Origin of the sequence: Paenibacillus bovis, assembly GCF_001421015.2 — a bacterium.
Lineage (GTDB): Bacteria > Bacillota > Bacilli > Paenibacillales > Paenibacillaceae > Saccharibacillus > Saccharibacillus bovis.
In genome coordinates this window covers 1,821,875-1,836,876 of the sequence record NZ_CP013023.1, presented here as the reverse complement: position 1 = coordinate 1,836,876, position 15,002 = coordinate 1,821,875, and the positions used below count along the sequence as shown (strand labels likewise).

Sequence of the window (15,002 nt, the reverse complement as noted above, 5' to 3'; positions counted from 1 at the left end):
TATGATAAATGATGAGAGAAATAGAAGTGTATCAATTACAAGATCATTTAGAAGAGATGGCAGAGTTGATTTCAGATCAAGAAACTCGTAAACAAATATTTCATGATATTCGCTTACATTGGGATCAAAAAGGACGTGGCTGCAAAGTAACTATTTCCACTCCTATAGCTGCTATCTATAACTACATGCAAGCACATAAATCCAACAATACAATTTAAATGATGCTACTTTGCCAGCATATACAAAATACACTCTGGAATAAGATGCTGTCTGATTGTACAGACTACCTATCTTATTCTGGAGTGTATTTGTGTGTTATTCAGTACTGCATATTTGGGATATTAGTTGGAGCTTGTACCTTTGTTCTTGTTATAGATATCGAAGGCTACTGCCAAAAGCAGTACCAGACCTTTGATACCTTGCTGCCAGTCGATACCGAGACCGACCAGAGACATACCGTTGTTCAGTACGCCCATAACGAGACCACCGATGATGGCTCCGAATACGGTTCCGATCCCGCCGGAAGCGGACGCGCCGCCGATAAAGCAGGCTGCGATAGCATCGAGCTCAAAGTTGGTACCCGCTCTAGGTGTGGCTGCATTCAGACGTGCTGCGAAGATCAGACCGGAAATCGCTGCGAGTACGCCCATATTTACAAATACCCAGAACGTTACTTTTTTCGTTTTGACACCGGACAGTCCGGCTGCTTTTTCATTACCACCGATTGCATAGACGTGACGACCCATGACGGTTTTATTCATTACAAAGGAGTAGATGATGATCAGCAGGAACAGCAGAACGAGGATCGTTGGAATCCCTGCATAACTTGCCAGTACAAAGGTAAACAGGTTGATGATCGCAACGACTGCAATCAGCTTGGCGATGAACAGTCCCTGTGAACCGGTCGCAAAGTTGTATTTGCGCTGGGAAGCACGGTTGCGCAGCTCGGTTACAATGTACAGTACAGACAGCGCAATACCGGCGATAATCGCTACAATATTCGTCGCGGCATTGGTAAAGTCAGGTACAAAACCGGAACTGATTTTCTGGAACCCGTTCGGGAATGGCGAGATCGACTGCCCTTCCAGCACGACCATTGTCAGACCACGGAACAGCAGCATCCCGGCGAGGGTAACGATAAAGGCGGGAATTCGCACGTACGCAACCCAGAATCCCTGCCATGCGCCGATCAATCCGCCGATAACGATGGACAGGATCACGGCGAGTACCGGATTCATTTGCCAGTTGACCATAAAGATCGCGGAGATCGCTCCGACAAAGGCGGCGATCGAACCGACCGACAGATCGATATGCCCGGTGATAATAACGAGTACCATCCCGATCGCCAGCACCAGTATGTAGCTGTTTTGCAAAATCAGGTTGGTGATATTGATCGGCTTGAGCAGCAGACCTCCTGTTAGAATTTCGAACAACAGCATAATGAATACGAGTGCAATAATCATACCGTATTGACGGATATTTCCTTTGAACAGCCTGCTGAATGCATTTCCTTTGTCGTTATCGTTGCCTTTTGCCGGCTTGGTTATGCTGGACATGCTGGTTAGCCCCTTTCGAATGGAATAGTGGGTTTGCTCTGACCCTTCGTACTAAGTAGGCACCGCTTCGGTAAGGGATCATGCCGGCGGCCTCCGGTAAAGAATGGATATTTGGAATGACCGCTTGCAGCGGTAAATATCCCTTCTTTAATTCGGTCTCTGGCATGATTCCCTTATCTCCGCTACGTGCGGGGAATGTCGAATGGAGCAGGTCAAACCCTTTAGTAATATAGGTAGTTAATAAATAGTTGATAATTGGTCGTTATATCTTGGCTTTGTGTTTGGTCATGTAGGTCATCAGTTTTTCCTGGGTCGCTTCAGCGCGGTTTACTTCGCCGGTGATCTGGCCGGCATTCATCACATAGATGCGGTCGCAGATGCCGAGAATCTCGGGCAGCTCGGAAGAGATAACCAGAATACTTTTGCCTTCATCCGCCAATCGGTTGATGATCGTATAGATCTCATATTTGGCACCAACGTCAATACCACGCGTCGGCTCATCGAGAATCAGGATATCCGGACCGGAGAAGATCCATTTGCCCAGTACAACCTTCTGCTGGTTACCACCGCTCAGATTGCTGGTCTTCTGCAGGATATTCGGCGTTTTGATTTTCATCTGTCCGCGCATGTCTTCGGCGACCAACACTTCTTCGTGTTCATTCACGACCGTGGATTTGGTCAGCTTCTCCAGACCGGTCAGCGAGATATTGCGCTTGATATCATCGAGCAGGATCAGACCGTAATTTTTGCGATCCTCGGTGACATAGGCGAATCCGTTTTTGATCGCCTGGGTCACGTCATTATTACGGATTTCCTTGCCGTCCTTGATCAGGGTACCGCTGATATTTTTGCCATAGGATTTGCCAAAGATACTCATCGCCAGCTCTGTACGACCGGAGCCCATCAGACCGGCGATACCGACGATCTCGCCCCGCCGCAGATTCAGATTGACGTTGTCGATCATTTTGCGGTCGGCATGATGCTCGTGGTAGACATTCCAGTCTTTCACTTCCAGTGTCACTTCGCCGATCTTCGGCTGACGTTCCGGATAGCGGTGTGTCAGATCGCGACCAACCATGCCGCTGATAATACGATCTTCAGTCACTTGATCTTTGTGCATATCGAGTGTCTCGATGGTCTGTCCATCCCGCAGAATGGTGACGGAATCGGCGACTTTGGCAATTTCATTCAGTTTGTGGGAAATGATGATGCAGGAGATTCCCTGGCTCTTGAAGCCCAGCATCAGCTCCAGCAGATTCTCGCTGTCATCCTCGTTCAGTGCTGCTGTCGGCTCATCGAGGATCAACAATTTCACTCGTTTGGAAAAGGCTTTGGCGATCTCAACCAGCTGCTGCTTGCCGACCCCGATATTGGTAACCAGTGTGTTCGGGGATTCGCTCAGACCCACTTTGTCCAGCAGTCCCTGGGTACGCTGCAATGTCTCGTTCCAGTCAATGACACCGCCTTTTTGCCGTTCATTGCCGAGGAAAATGTTCTCGGCAATCGACAGATACGGGATCAGCGCCAGCTCCTGGTGGATAATAACAATACCCAGCTCTTCACTGTCCTTGATGCCTTTGAATTCACAGGTTTTGCCTTCAAAAATAATGTCGCCTTCGTAGGTACCGTGACCATATACGCCGCTCAGTACTTTCATCAGGGTCGATTTACCTGCGCCATTCTCGCCGCAAAGTGCATGAATCTCGCCTTTGCGTACTTTGAGGTTTACGTTCTCCAGGGCTTTGACGCCGGGAAATGTCTTGGTAATACCTTTCATTTCCAGAATGATATCGGACATGGTTGCTCTGCCCCTTTCTGTTTATTTTGCAGGTGCTTCGTCGCCGTATACTTCCTGCTCGGTGTAATAGCCGCCTTCGATAATTTCTTTTTTCACATTTGATTTATCTACGGATACAGGGTCCAGCAGGTAAGCCGGTACGACCATCACGTTATTGTTATAGGATTTGGTATCATTGACTTCGGCTTTCTCGCCTTTGAGGATACTGTCGACCATGCCGACGGTTTTCTCAGCCAGCTTGCGGGTATCTTTGAACACGGTTTGTGTCTGTTCGCCGGATACGATCGATTTGATCGAAGCCAGCTCGGCATCCTGTCCGGTAATAACCGGCAGCGGTTTATCGGCAGAGCCATAACCTACGCCTTTGAGTGAAGAGATAATCCCGATACTGATACCGTCATACGGTGACAGCACCGCATCCAGTTTCTCGCTGCCATAGTAGGCACTCAGCAGATTGTCCATCCGTGCCTGAGCGAGCGATCCATCCCAGCGGAGTGTAGCGATCTGCGCCATAGTGGTCTGCTTGCTCTGAATGACCAGCTTGCCGGAGTCTATGTAAGGCTGAAGTACAGACATCGCTCCGTTGAAGAAGAAGTACGCATTGTTATCATCCGGCGATCCGCCGAACAGTTCGATATTGAACGGGCCTTTGCCTTTATCGAGGCCGAGCTTCTCTTCAATATACGAAGCCTGAAGTACACCGACCTTAAAATTGTCAAAGGTCGCATAGTAGCTTAGGTTTGGCGTATTCATGATCAGTCGGTCATAAGAGATCACTGCTATGCCTTCGGCATGCGCCTTGCCGATTACATCGGTGAGCGTATTGCCGTCAATCGCCGCAACGACGATCACATCGACGCCTTTGGTGATCATATTCTCAATCTGCGAAATCTGGTTCTCGACCACATCCTCCGCATATTGCAAATCCGTCTTGTATCCTTTGGCCTGGAATTGCTTGACCATATTCTCCCCGTCCGCGACCCAGCGTGCAGACGACTTGGTTGGCATCGCAATACCGATATAACCCTTATCACTGCTGCCGCTGCTGCTCTCTGCCAGGTTGCAGGCACTCAGGGTAAATACCATCAGGGTAACCAGTATCAGCATTATTCCCCGTTTCATTAGAGACGCTCCTTTCTGTCCATTACGATGAATATTATTTGGTTAAAATTATATTGATAACGCTTTCTTTAAGCATAATAGCATTCCACATCGCCAGCCGTCTTTTCACTTATACGACCTTTTTTATAAAAATCCGACTTATATTGGAAAATGAGTATGCCGAGAAATGTAATTGTGCCGATACTTTCGAAAAATGAGGTGTCGGAGAAACAGACGACAACAAAAAGGCGAACTCCGAAGAGTCCGCCTGCTTTTTTTGTAATCATTTACGATAGTTTATTGTATCGTCGTCACGGCTCATATTAATACGCTCCGCGAATATGCTCATGAATCTGCTCGTTATAGAACTTCCGCAGACGCTCGTGTTCTTCCGGGCTGAATGGCTTGACCGACAATACACCCAGATTGTCTTCGACCTGACGCACATTTTTGAAGCCTGGAATAACGGCGGTAATCTCCGGGAAATCCAGCAGCCAGCGCAGAGCAGCACGGGTCATATTGCCGCGTCCTTTAGCGATCCAATCGAGCTGGGAGGCCAGCTCTACCCCTTTGCGGAAAGGAAGTCCGGCGAATGTCTCGCCTACGTTGAACGCTTCGCCATTCTGGTTGAAGTTGCGGTGATCTTCCGCTTCGAACTGGGTATCTGCCGAGAATTTGCCTGTCAACAGGCCACTGGCCAGCGGCAGACGAACGAGTAGGCCGACACCACGCTCTGCGGCACGCGGCAGCAGTTCGGCGATCGGCTTTTGCCGGAAAATATTGAAAATAATCTGCAGCGCCTGCACGCCGGACTGCTCCAGACAGAATAATCCTTCTTCCACGGTCTCTACACTTACCCCGTACGCACGAATCTTGCCTTCCTGCTGCAGCTTGTCGAGTACCTCGAATACGGCGCCCTGCTTCAGAATCTCGAAGGGTGCGCAGTGGATCTGGTACAGATCGATCGTATCGCGCTCCAGCCGGCGCAGACTGTCTTCGCACCACTGGCGAACCTGCTGCTCCGAGTAGGTCTGCGGATCGGCGATATCACCCTGACGGCAGAACTTGGTAGCGATATGGATACGGTCTTCCTTGCCTTTGGTCGCACGGGCGAGCAGACGCTCACTTTTGCCATCGCCGTACACATCGGCAGTATCAAAAAAGTTCACACCTTCATCCATCGCCTTGTCGAGTGCACGCAGGGATTCTGCTTCATCGGTCTGTCCCCATGATCCTCCGATAGCCCATGTACCAAAGCTGACTTCACTAACCTGCAGTCCTGTTTTGCCAAGCGGACGATTATTCATAGATGGTACCTCCCTCATGATGCCATATTAGTTTCCAGCGGCAATATTGTAGCAGACAAAAGCATGTATGCGCTATCTTTATTCAACGGCTGCTCGTCTACCTGTTGATTCAGGATTCGGCCGGCTATGGATATAGTTGGTCGTCCAGCCGGTTACAGCAGATTCATACTCAGATAGCGCTCGCCGTTATCCGGTGCGATACAGAGTACTTTGTGACCGGGTCCCAGCCGCTTCGCTTCCTGCATAGCAGTCCATACGGTAGCTGCGGAAGAAGGACCGACCAGTATGCCTTCTATTGCTGCAAGCTGGCGCATGGTAGCAATAGCATCCTCATCGGCGACCTGCACAATCTCGTCGTAAATCGAAGTGTTCAGGATTGAAGGAATAAATCCCGGACTCGTACCCACGAGTTTGTGCGAGCCCGGCTGACCGCCGGACAATACCGGAGAGCCTTTGGGTTCGACAACCAGAATACGCAGGTCAGGCAGATGCTGCTTCAGTGTCTCGCCGGTTCCGGTAATCGTGCCTCCGGTGCCGGATGAAGCGACAAATGTATCCAGCTTCCCTTGCATCTGCTCCAGAATCTCCAGTGCTGTTGTCCCGCGATGTGCATCGGCGTTGGCAGGATTGTCAAATTGGCGCGGCATATAGCTGCCGGGAATCTCGGTCAGCAGCTGCTCTGCTTTGCGGATCGCACCGGGCATTTTCTCGGCAGCCGGAGTCAGTACCACTTGTGCACCGTAGGCTTGCAGAATACTGATCCGCTCCTGCGACATATTGTCCGGCATCACCATGATTGCGCCGTATCCTCTGGCTGCCGCATTCATAGCCAGACCGATCCCGGTATTACCGCTGGTCGGCTCGATAATCGTACTGCCGGGCTGCAGATGACCGTCCCGTTCTGCCTGGACGATCAGATTCAGCGCTGCCCGGTCTTTGACACTGCCGCTCGGATTAAAATATTCCAGTTTTACATATACGGCAGCGCTATCTGGTTCGGTCAGGCGATTCAGCCGTACAACCGGCGTATCTCCGACCAGCTCGCTAATATGGTTAACGACTTTTCCATTCATGGTTATGTCCTCCTGTATACTGCTCTGTGATTCGCTCTGCTGTTTTTCGCTTGATTGTCAGCGGGCTTTTATTGATGTTGGGATGGGATTGGCGATACTTCCTTTTGCTCTGCTTCGAGGTCTCGGTAGTAGTCGATTTTCTTTTCCATATGAGACAGATCCTGTTCCAGTCTGCTCATCTGCTCTTGAATATGAAGACGGTGCTGCTCCAGCAGCTCCCGGCGCTGTCCGGCGGTATGATCGCCCTGACTGCGCAGCTCGGAGAACTGCTTCATTTCGCTGATCGGCATCCCGGTCTGGCGCAGACGCATCAGAAACTCGATCCATGCGATATCGCTATCTATGTAATAACGATATCCAATCGAATCCCGGCTGATCGGATGCAGCAGACCAATACGCTCATAATATCTCAATGTATGTGTGCTAAGTCCTGTCATAGCGGCAATTTGCTGAATCGTATACGTATTTTCCATATCGATTATTATATCATCCTATCTCACTGCGAATACACCGGATTCTGGTCTGCTCTTTCTCCGCCGAAAATAAGCCTTGCCTTTGAGCGCGCTCTAAACGATAAGCTGATCCTGTCGGTTGATCATTGAGACAACGATATAGACAGAATGCGGTATGTACTACCGGACAATGTACATGCCAACCCTAGAGGAGGAAATAATAATGGACAAGACACGTTATGAAAAAGGATGGGCACGCCTGGGTGAGATTGATGGACATGGCGGAGAGCAGGTTATCCAGTCGCTGCAAAATATTGCGCCGGATCTGGGCCGCTATATTATCGAGTTTGCTTTTGGTGATATCTATACCCGTCCCGGACTGGATGCCCGTCAGCGGCAGTTGATTACACTGGCTTCGCTAACTACACAGGGTGGCTGTGAGCCTCAGCTGGACGTGCATATTAACGCTTCGCTCAATGTGGGACTGACGCCGCTGGAGATTGTGGAAGCGATCATGCACTGTGTACCATACACCGGATTCCCTCGTGTGCTGAACGCTATATTTGTCGCCAAACGGATTTTTGAAGAACGAGGACTGCAGGTGGAAGGTCTGTAACGGAACCCAAAGTATTACCCCGATCCGATCCATCAGACAGCAGAACCAGTCTAAAGTATGTACAGATTAACACTCCTATCAAAAAGGACCAGTCATGAACTAGTCCTTTTTTTTCATTTTCAGTATAAAATAACCCAATTGGGTCACCAAATATAATCCAAAAATCATCATAAGCGTCCGGGATATGACATATCCGTCCAACGCCAGACTATACCCTGGTGGAAGCAAAAGTTCACTATTAAAAATCAGATATAAAACTACAATGATAGGTGCCACAATAAGAATGCCTGCTGCTATTCTCAAATCTTCCTTCATCATCTGACCTCCCTTTTCTGCATTGTATTATATTGTATCCTACTGCGGGATGATTGCCTGCTGTATTTCTTGTTTATTTTAGCGAGCCTGCGGGCAGATATTTCGTTGTAAAGGTCGGGACGATTTATTTACAGAGGGATCGCTGGCGATTTATAATGGTTTACAATCAGTAAACATTTACATCACGTAAACCATCTTATGTAGGAGGAACTTCATGTCATCGTCACTCAAAACTATGCTTCCCCTCAGTATTCTGATGCTGAATCTGTTTATAGCTCTGCTCGGTCAGGGGATGGTGATCCCGATTTTGCCGGATTATCTGCGCCAATTTGATGCGGCAGGGACAGCAGCAGGATATATGGTGGCTGCTTTTGGTGTAGCCCAGTTTTTATTTTCTCCGATTGGCGGACGCTGGTCAGACCGATATGGACGGAAGAAAATGATTCTGTCCGGTTTATTTTTTACCGTGATCTCGGATTATTTGTTTGCCGTGTCCCATCAGCTGCCCATTCTGTATCTCGCCCGTTTTATTGGCGGGATTGGGCTTGGTATTATGGTACCTTCCGTGCTGGCCTATGTAGCAGATGTTACAACACGCGATACCCGTGCCAAAGGGATGGGCTATATCAGTGCAGCCATGAATCTGGGTATGGTACTCGGGCCGGGGATCGGCGGAATCATCGCCCAGTATGGCATACGTATGCCTTATTATTGGGCAGCCGGGCTGGGACTGGCTGCTACACTAATGACTCTGTTCCTGCCCGAGACGCTCAGTCTGGCCAAAAGGCAGCTCGCCCAGACTGCAGAACGTTCGCAGACATCCATGGTTCGTGAGCTGATGCAGTCTTTCCATACACCGTATTTTCGTTATTTGCTGCTCATATTCGTGATGACATTCGGTCTGGTCAATTATGAGACGGTATACTCGCTATATGTAGAGCAGAAATACGGCTTTACTTCTCAGCAGATCGCCGTATTGATTACGCTTGGTGCACTGATCGGCATTATTATTCAGGTTGGACTACTGGATAAATGTATACGCTGGCTTGGCGAGTATCGATTGATCCGCCTGTCGCTGCTCATGACAGCACTGGCGCTGCTTCTGATGCTGATTCCGGTCAATTTTGCGTATTTGTTGATTGTGTCTTCGCTGTTTTTCGCTTTTAATGCGCTGCTGCGTCCGACAGTGAACACGCTGCTGTCGCATGAGGCAGGCGATCAACAGGGATTTGTCGCCGGGCTGAATACGACCTATGGCAGCATTGGCAATATTGTCGGACCGATTCTGGCCGGTACGCTGTTTGACAGACAGATTCATTTACCGTATATTGTGGGTGCTTTTATTCTGCTTGCTGCGATCGGATTAACCGGTCAGCGGCGCAAATCACTCAGGAAACGGGTCGTTGAACATGAATAAATCCTGGCATCAACAGGTCAAAAATCAGCATCGCGAAGAAATCATCACCGCCGGCAGGGAGTTGTTTTTGCAGCGGAATTTCCCTGATGTAAATATCCGGGAAGTGTGCCAGCTCGCCGGGATCAGCCGGGTAACCTTTTACAAACATTTCAGTTCGTTGGATGAGCTCGTATTCGAAGTACAGATGAGCATCATGCAGCAGATGACCGACTATATCACAGCTCCGTCCTCACAATCCGGTTCGGGCAGACAACAGCTGGAAAAAATCCTGTACCGATGGGTAGATTATGCCAAAAGCTATCCGCGTCAGCTGCGCTTTATTACCCTGTTCGATCTGTACTACGATTCCGGCACAGCCAGTCCCGAACTCAAACAACAATACGAGCAATTTGTCAATGCCGAAGGACGGCAGGGCTTCCTGCAATCGATTCTGGAACAAGGTATCGCCGATGGCTCTCTTGCCAGCGAGCTGAATCCTGTTCACAGCGGATTTCGAATTTTCCAGACCCTGATGGGCCTGCTGCAGCGAATGAGCATGACCTGCCTGCCGGATTACGGAACTGCAGTCACTTACGACGATATTGTCATGCCTGTAGTACAAATGCTGATCGATACGATCTCTCCACATTAACTATAGCCTCCGTCCACTTTACAGCAGCTTGTTCAAGCAGCTGTATAAGCGGACAGGAGGCTATTTGCATAAATCCAGCGCAACCCTACCTAACACAAAAGCACGGAGCGCAAGAAAGGAAATAAGGAAACAAGACGACCTTTAAGCCTGGAGATCCCCCTTTACTATATCCCATTCAGGATCTCCAGGCTTAACCGGAGTCATGTTCCTTATTTCTTTCTGGAGTGGATGCACATCAGCAGCGAAGGCATATTAGCGTTGGATAAATATCCGCAACCAATCACCAAGCGCAGTCCCTATCAATAAGCTAATAATATGCACCATCTATATGACTTCACAGCTATACCAACGCATTATGCTCAATCTCAAATCCAAGATCTTCAATCATCTGGTAATCCAACGCCGCTTCCTGCCCCGGCGTCGTCAAATAATCACCGACAAAAATAGAATTGGCAGCATACAGCGCCAGCGGTTGGAGAGTCCGCAGATTCAGCTCACGGCCGCCGGCAACGCGAATCTCCTTGTCCGGGCAAATAAACCGCAGCAGCGATAGCACTTTCAGTGCTTTGCGGGCATGAGTACGCTGCTGATCAGCAAGCGGTGTGCCGGGAATCGGATTGAGAAAGTTTACAGGGATCGAATCTGCATCCAGCTGATGCAGGGCATAAGCCATTTCGACAATCTGCTCGTCACTTTCCCCCATTCCGATAATGACGCCGGAGCATGGAGACATACCGCTGCTCTTGACCTGTTCGATCGTGTTGATCCGCTGCTCATACGTGTGGGTGGTCGTGATTGAGGCATAATGTTCGCTGCTCGTATTCAGATTATGATTATACCGATGCACACCGGCTTCACACAGTCGGCGCGCCTGATCTTCATTGAGCAGTCCCAGGCAGGCGCAGATTTTGAGCGGCATTGTATCCCTGATTTCCTGTACAGCTTCAATCACCTGCTCCAGTTCGCGACGGGTCGGTCCTCTACCGGAAGCGACGATACAATAGGTGCCAGCCTGACGGTTCATAGCTTCCCGTGCACCAGCGAGTAGGGTATCTTTGTCCAGCAGACTATACTTGCTGACAGGTGCTGTCGAGACAATCGACTGGGAGCAGTATCCACAGTCTTCCGGGCATAATCCGCTTTTGGCATTGATGATCATGTTCAGCTTGACTTTGTTGCCATAAAAATGATGGCGCACCTCATAGGCAGCATGCAGTAATGGTAGCAGATCACGATCTTCTGCGGTCAGTACCTGCATCGCTTGCTCCGGCGAAATAGGTTCTTTATGTATAGCCTTGACTGCCAGTTCGCTCCAATGTAATACAGATACAGAATTGGTCATAAGTCACCTTCACTATCGTTTTATTGTTAACCATATATTAATTTAATGGTTAACAATAAAATTATAGCAGAAATTTCCTTTCTATTCCAGCAAGCATCTTTCGCAGGCTGTATATCGTCATGAGCTGATTGTCTATAAGCAATCCTGCTTCAAAAATAAAGCGATTCCGGATATTCTTTGATGTAACCATTATTTGATGACATCGCAAAAAAGCATGGCAGTCGGAATCATGATCATTCCTTGTACTGCCATGCTTTTGGTTATCTATTTTTCATTTGTAAATGTGCAAGAACCTTTTTTATCCATATCCATCTGATACTAATTGAGCGGTTCTTTTTCTGCTTTTTCCCGGTCGATGCCTTTCTTTTTGAGGGCAGGCTTTAATTCATCCTTGGCCAGCTTCCACAGCGGTACACCTGTGCGATAAGCAGCCCTAGCATTCAGATGTCCGGCTACCGGAGCAGTGATGAACACGAACACAATACCGAGCAGAATCCGCATACTCGGATATCCGTCAAAGACCCAGAAGAACAAGAAACCGCCCAGCAGTACACATAGAACGCCCAAGGTCGCACTCTTGGTCGCTGCGTGGGCGCGCAGATACACATCGGGGAAACGGATAATACCAAATGCACTCAGTACACTAAGTACTGCTCCGATAACGATCAAAATCGCAATAATCGGCTCACCGATCATCTGAATCATCGATATCATCTCGGTCTTCTTGTTCATGTTCGATCACCACCCCTCGTTCAATATATTTGGCAAAAGCAACCGTACCAAGAAATGCGAGAATACCGACCAGCAGCATGACTTCCAGATAAGCCTGCGTATCCAGCATCATCGACAGCACGACAATAATCGCAATAATATTTACCCCGACCGTATCCAATGCCGTGATGCGGTCTGCCATAGACGGGCCGCGCAGTACGCGATACATACACCCTGCAACCGCCAGCGTCAGGAGGATCAGCGCGATAAACATGGAGATCTGCAGCATTATCGCGTCACCTCCTTGATCGCTTTTTCAAATGTATTGCGGATATCTTCGGACATCTTGTTCTCGTCCTGAATATCAATCGCATGAATATAGACCAGATGCTGCTCCCTCGATACCTCTATCAACACAGTACCCGGCGTCAGCGTAACGAGCGTAGAAAGCAGTGTCAGCTCCCAGTCGGATGTCAGATCGGTATGATGTGTCAGAATACCTGGATTGATATTCAGCCGTGGCGAGACAATATGCCGCAGCACCACAATACTCGATTTGATCAATTCCGAGAAAAATAGCAGGATTAGCTTAAAGATTGCCCATAATTTATGACCATAAAAATCATGTGGGAAAAACCGCTTAAAAGCGAAAATGAGCAGCAGCCCGATAATATAACCAATCACAAAATTCAGCGGATTCCAGGTCGTATTCAGCGACATCCAGACCAATGCAATGAGTAGATTCAGTATGATTTGAAAGGCCATTATTTACCGCCTCCCAGCACAGCCTGAATATAAACAGACGGGTCGGACAGCACCGAAGCCGCTTCCGCTACATACGTATACACCCATCCGGAGCCCAGTCCGATCACTATAACAAGAACAAACAATACCGAAGCCGCACCGACCAGCCGTTTGGGGTGGAACATCGACCAGCGGTAATCCAGCAGATGTTCACGGTCATCGGGCAGCAGATCGGGATGCCCTTCTTCTGATGCCCACTCATGGTAAATATCATCCGACAGCTCTTTGCGTTCATCAGCCAGCGGACGATCCTTGCCCCAGAAGCCCAGCATAAAGATTCGCATAATCGAGTACAGCATCAGCAGACTGGCTGCCAGGCTGATCAGGGTCATCGCATACCAGCCGCGCTCCATACCGCCCTGTACAATCAGCAGTTTGCCGGCAAACCCACTCAGCGGCGGTACACCCGCCAGCGCCAGTCCGGCTACGAACAGCATCCAGCCGGTAGCCGGAATTCGCTTGATTAGTCCGCTCATCTGGGTCAGCTTCGATGTACCAGCTGCACCGATCATAATACCGGCCAGCAGGAACAGCAGTGCTTTGAGGATCATATCATGCAGCATATAGAAAATCGCACCTTCGATCCCTGCTGTATTGGCTGTCGCCAGACCAAATCCGATCAATCCTACACCAGCCACGACATTGTAGACCAGAATCTTGTTCACATCCCGGTAGGCTACCGCTCCGATCACACCGAGAATCATCGTCGCAATACCCATCCAGCCGATCAGCGTATAGAGAAACCCGGTATCATGATAGAAAATCAGTGTAAAGGTACGCAAAATAGCATACAGCCCTACTTTGGTCAGCAATCCGGCGAAAATAGCCGTAATCACCGACGGTGGCGCCGCATACGAGCCCGGCAGCCAGAAAAACAGGAACATCCCTGCTTTGAGACTGAATACAATCAGGAACAAAAAGGCGATTACACTCAGAATACCGGTCTGTCCGACCTCTGCTACCCGCTGGGACAGATGCGCCATATTCAGTGTACCGGTTGATCCGTACAGATAAGCCAGCGAAGCGACAAAGAACGAAGAAGAAATAATATTGATCAGAATATATTTGAGCGTCTCCCGCAGCTGTATGCGTGTGCCTCCCAGCACAATCAGCGCATACGAGGAGATCAGCATCACCTCAAAGCAGACAAACAGGTTGAACAAATCGCCCGTGAGGAACGATCCGTACACACCGACCAGCAGAAACTGGAAGAACGGATAAAAATGATACTTTTCCCGTTCCTCTCCTATACTGGCAAAGGCATAAAACAAACATACCGCGCCGAGAATCGAAGTCGTCAACACGAGCAGCGCAGCGAACATATCTGCCACAAAGACGATTCCGTAAGGAGCCGCCCATCCGCCCATCGGCAGCAGCTGGATACCGTGCATCTTCACCGTAGCAACCAGCCAGACGGCAATTCCAATATTCGCCAGCACGGCAATCGCTCCAACAATACGCTGAACGACCATATGATTTCGGCAGAAAATCTGGATCACTGCTGCCACCAGTGGAATCAGCAGCGGGAAAATCAACAGGTTATTGGCCACCTTTGCGCTTCACCTCCTCCATATCGTCTGTCTTCAGACGTATATAGGAACGATACGCCAGTACAAAGAAAAATGCAGTGACTCCAAAGTTAATCACGATGGAGGTTAATATCAGAGCCTGTGGCAGCGGATCAACATATGTCCCGGATTCCTCTCCCAAAAGCGGAGGTGCCCCGGTTTTCAGCCGCGACATGGTCAGCAGCAGCAGATGCACCCCGTGCGTCAGGATCGATGTGCCGAGAATAATCCGCAGCAGACTGCGGGACAGAATCAGATACACGGCTACAGCGAACAGTATACCGATAGCGATAGACATCCATACTTCCATA

General features: G+C 49.2%; 17 protein-coding genes. 4 read left to right on the top strand and 13 right to left on the bottom strand.

The features are described 5' to 3' along the window. The first annotated feature begins 8 nt into the window (after window positions 1-8). Window positions 9-218, top strand: coding sequence for a hypothetical protein (locus tag AR543_RS24055; protein ID WP_158523943.1), 210 nt, complete (start codon window positions 9-11; stop codon window positions 216-218). A 123-nt stretch (window positions 219-341) separates the two neighbouring features. Here AR543_RS24055 and mmsB read toward each other — a convergent pair whose 3' ends face one another. The 6 genes from mmsB to AR543_RS07795 form a co-directional block, all read right to left on the bottom strand. Then, window positions 342-1,556, bottom strand: coding sequence for a multiple monosaccharide ABC transporter permease (gene mmsB / locus AR543_RS07820; protein ID WP_174703733.1), 1,215 nt, complete (start codon window positions 1,554-1,556; stop codon window positions 342-344). A 262-nt stretch (window positions 1,557-1,818) separates the two neighbouring features. Continuing rightward, window positions 1,819-3,354 carry a multiple monosaccharide ABC transporter ATP-binding protein gene (mmsA, locus tag AR543_RS07815; protein WP_060533291.1) on the bottom strand — a complete coding sequence of 512 codons (1,536 nt, stop codon included), beginning with the start codon at window positions 3,352-3,354 and terminating at the stop codon, window positions 1,819-1,821. A 21-nt stretch (window positions 3,355-3,375) separates the two neighbouring features. After that, window positions 3,376-4,476 carry a multiple monosaccharide ABC transporter substrate-binding protein gene (gene chvE, locus AR543_RS07810; protein WP_060533289.1) on the bottom strand — a complete coding sequence of 367 codons (1,101 nt, stop codon included), beginning with the start codon at window positions 4,474-4,476 and terminating at the stop codon, window positions 3,376-3,378. 302 nt (window positions 4,477-4,778) lie between these two features. Continuing rightward, the gene (locus AR543_RS07805; RefSeq protein WP_060533287.1) at window positions 4,779-5,762 is read right to left on the bottom strand and encodes an aldo/keto reductase; all 984 of its coding nucleotides are present in this window, start codon (window positions 5,760-5,762) and stop codon (window positions 4,779-4,781) included. 152 nt (window positions 5,763-5,914) lie between these two features. Further along, entirely contained in the window at window positions 5,915-6,835 is a 921-nt protein-coding gene (gene cysK / locus AR543_RS07800; protein WP_060533285.1) for a cysteine synthase A, read from the bottom strand. Window positions 6,836-6,903: 68 nt separating this feature from the next. Continuing rightward, a complete protein-coding gene (locus AR543_RS07795; RefSeq protein ID WP_060533283.1) occupies window positions 6,904-7,308 on the bottom strand; it encodes a MerR family transcriptional regulator in 405 nt (134 codons plus the stop codon). Between the two features lie 202 nt (window positions 7,309-7,510). Here AR543_RS07795 and AR543_RS07790 point away from each other — a divergent pair, with 202 nt between their 5' ends. Further along, a complete protein-coding gene (locus AR543_RS07790) occupies window positions 7,511-7,903 on the top strand; it encodes a carboxymuconolactone decarboxylase family protein (RefSeq protein ID WP_060533281.1) in 393 nt (130 codons plus the stop codon). A 99-nt stretch (window positions 7,904-8,002) separates the two neighbouring features. Here AR543_RS07790 and AR543_RS07785 read toward each other — a convergent pair whose 3' ends face one another. Beyond that, window positions 8,003-8,221 (bottom strand): hypothetical protein, encoded by a 219-nt coding sequence (locus tag AR543_RS07785; protein ID WP_064505563.1) that lies wholly within the window; start codon window positions 8,219-8,221, stop codon window positions 8,003-8,005. Window positions 8,222-8,432: 211 nt separating this feature from the next. Here AR543_RS07785 and AR543_RS07780 point away from each other — a divergent pair, with 211 nt between their 5' ends. Both AR543_RS07780 and AR543_RS07775 read left to right on the top strand, forming a co-directional pair. Beyond that, window positions 8,433-9,635, top strand: coding sequence for an MFS transporter (locus AR543_RS07780; protein WP_060533277.1), 1,203 nt, complete (start codon window positions 8,433-8,435; stop codon window positions 9,633-9,635). Next, entirely contained in the window at window positions 9,628-10,266 is a 639-nt protein-coding gene (locus AR543_RS07775) for a TetR/AcrR family transcriptional regulator (protein WP_060533275.1), read from the top strand. The genes AR543_RS07780 and AR543_RS07775 overlap by 8 nt, the downstream gene beginning before the upstream one ends. Before the next feature lie 340 nt (window positions 10,267-10,606). Here the strand turns inward: AR543_RS07775 and bioB are convergent, their stop codons facing one another. From bioB to AR543_RS07745, 6 genes are all read right to left on the bottom strand, one after another. Next, entirely contained in the window at window positions 10,607-11,608 is a 1,002-nt protein-coding gene (gene bioB / locus AR543_RS07770) for a biotin synthase BioB (RefSeq protein ID WP_060533273.1), read from the bottom strand. Between the two features lie 318 nt (window positions 11,609-11,926). Beyond that, a complete protein-coding gene (gene mnhG / locus AR543_RS07765) occupies window positions 11,927-12,340 on the bottom strand; it encodes a monovalent cation/H(+) antiporter subunit G (RefSeq protein ID WP_418304212.1) in 414 nt (137 codons plus the stop codon). Then, window positions 12,294-12,608 carry a Na(+)/H(+) antiporter subunit F1 gene (locus AR543_RS07760; protein WP_060533269.1) on the bottom strand — a complete coding sequence of 105 codons (315 nt, stop codon included), beginning with the start codon at window positions 12,606-12,608 and terminating at the stop codon, window positions 12,294-12,296. The genes mnhG and AR543_RS07760 overlap by 47 nt, the downstream gene beginning before the upstream one ends. Beyond that, a complete protein-coding gene (locus tag AR543_RS07755) occupies window positions 12,608-13,084 on the bottom strand; it encodes a Na+/H+ antiporter subunit E (protein ID WP_060533268.1) in 477 nt (158 codons plus the stop codon). The genes AR543_RS07760 and AR543_RS07755 overlap by 1 nt, the downstream gene beginning before the upstream one ends. Continuing rightward, window positions 13,084-14,673, bottom strand: coding sequence for a Na+/H+ antiporter subunit D (locus tag AR543_RS07750; RefSeq protein WP_060533266.1), 1,590 nt, complete (start codon window positions 14,671-14,673; stop codon window positions 13,084-13,086). Before AR543_RS07750 ends, AR543_RS07755 begins: the two co-directional genes overlap by 1 nt. Further along, on the bottom strand, window positions 14,663-15,001 hold the full coding sequence (locus AR543_RS07745; RefSeq protein ID WP_017812731.1) for a Na(+)/H(+) antiporter subunit C: 339 nt from the start codon (window positions 14,999-15,001) through the stop codon (window positions 14,663-14,665). The genes AR543_RS07750 and AR543_RS07745 overlap by 11 nt, the downstream gene beginning before the upstream one ends. Window position 15,002 lies beyond the last annotated feature (1 nt).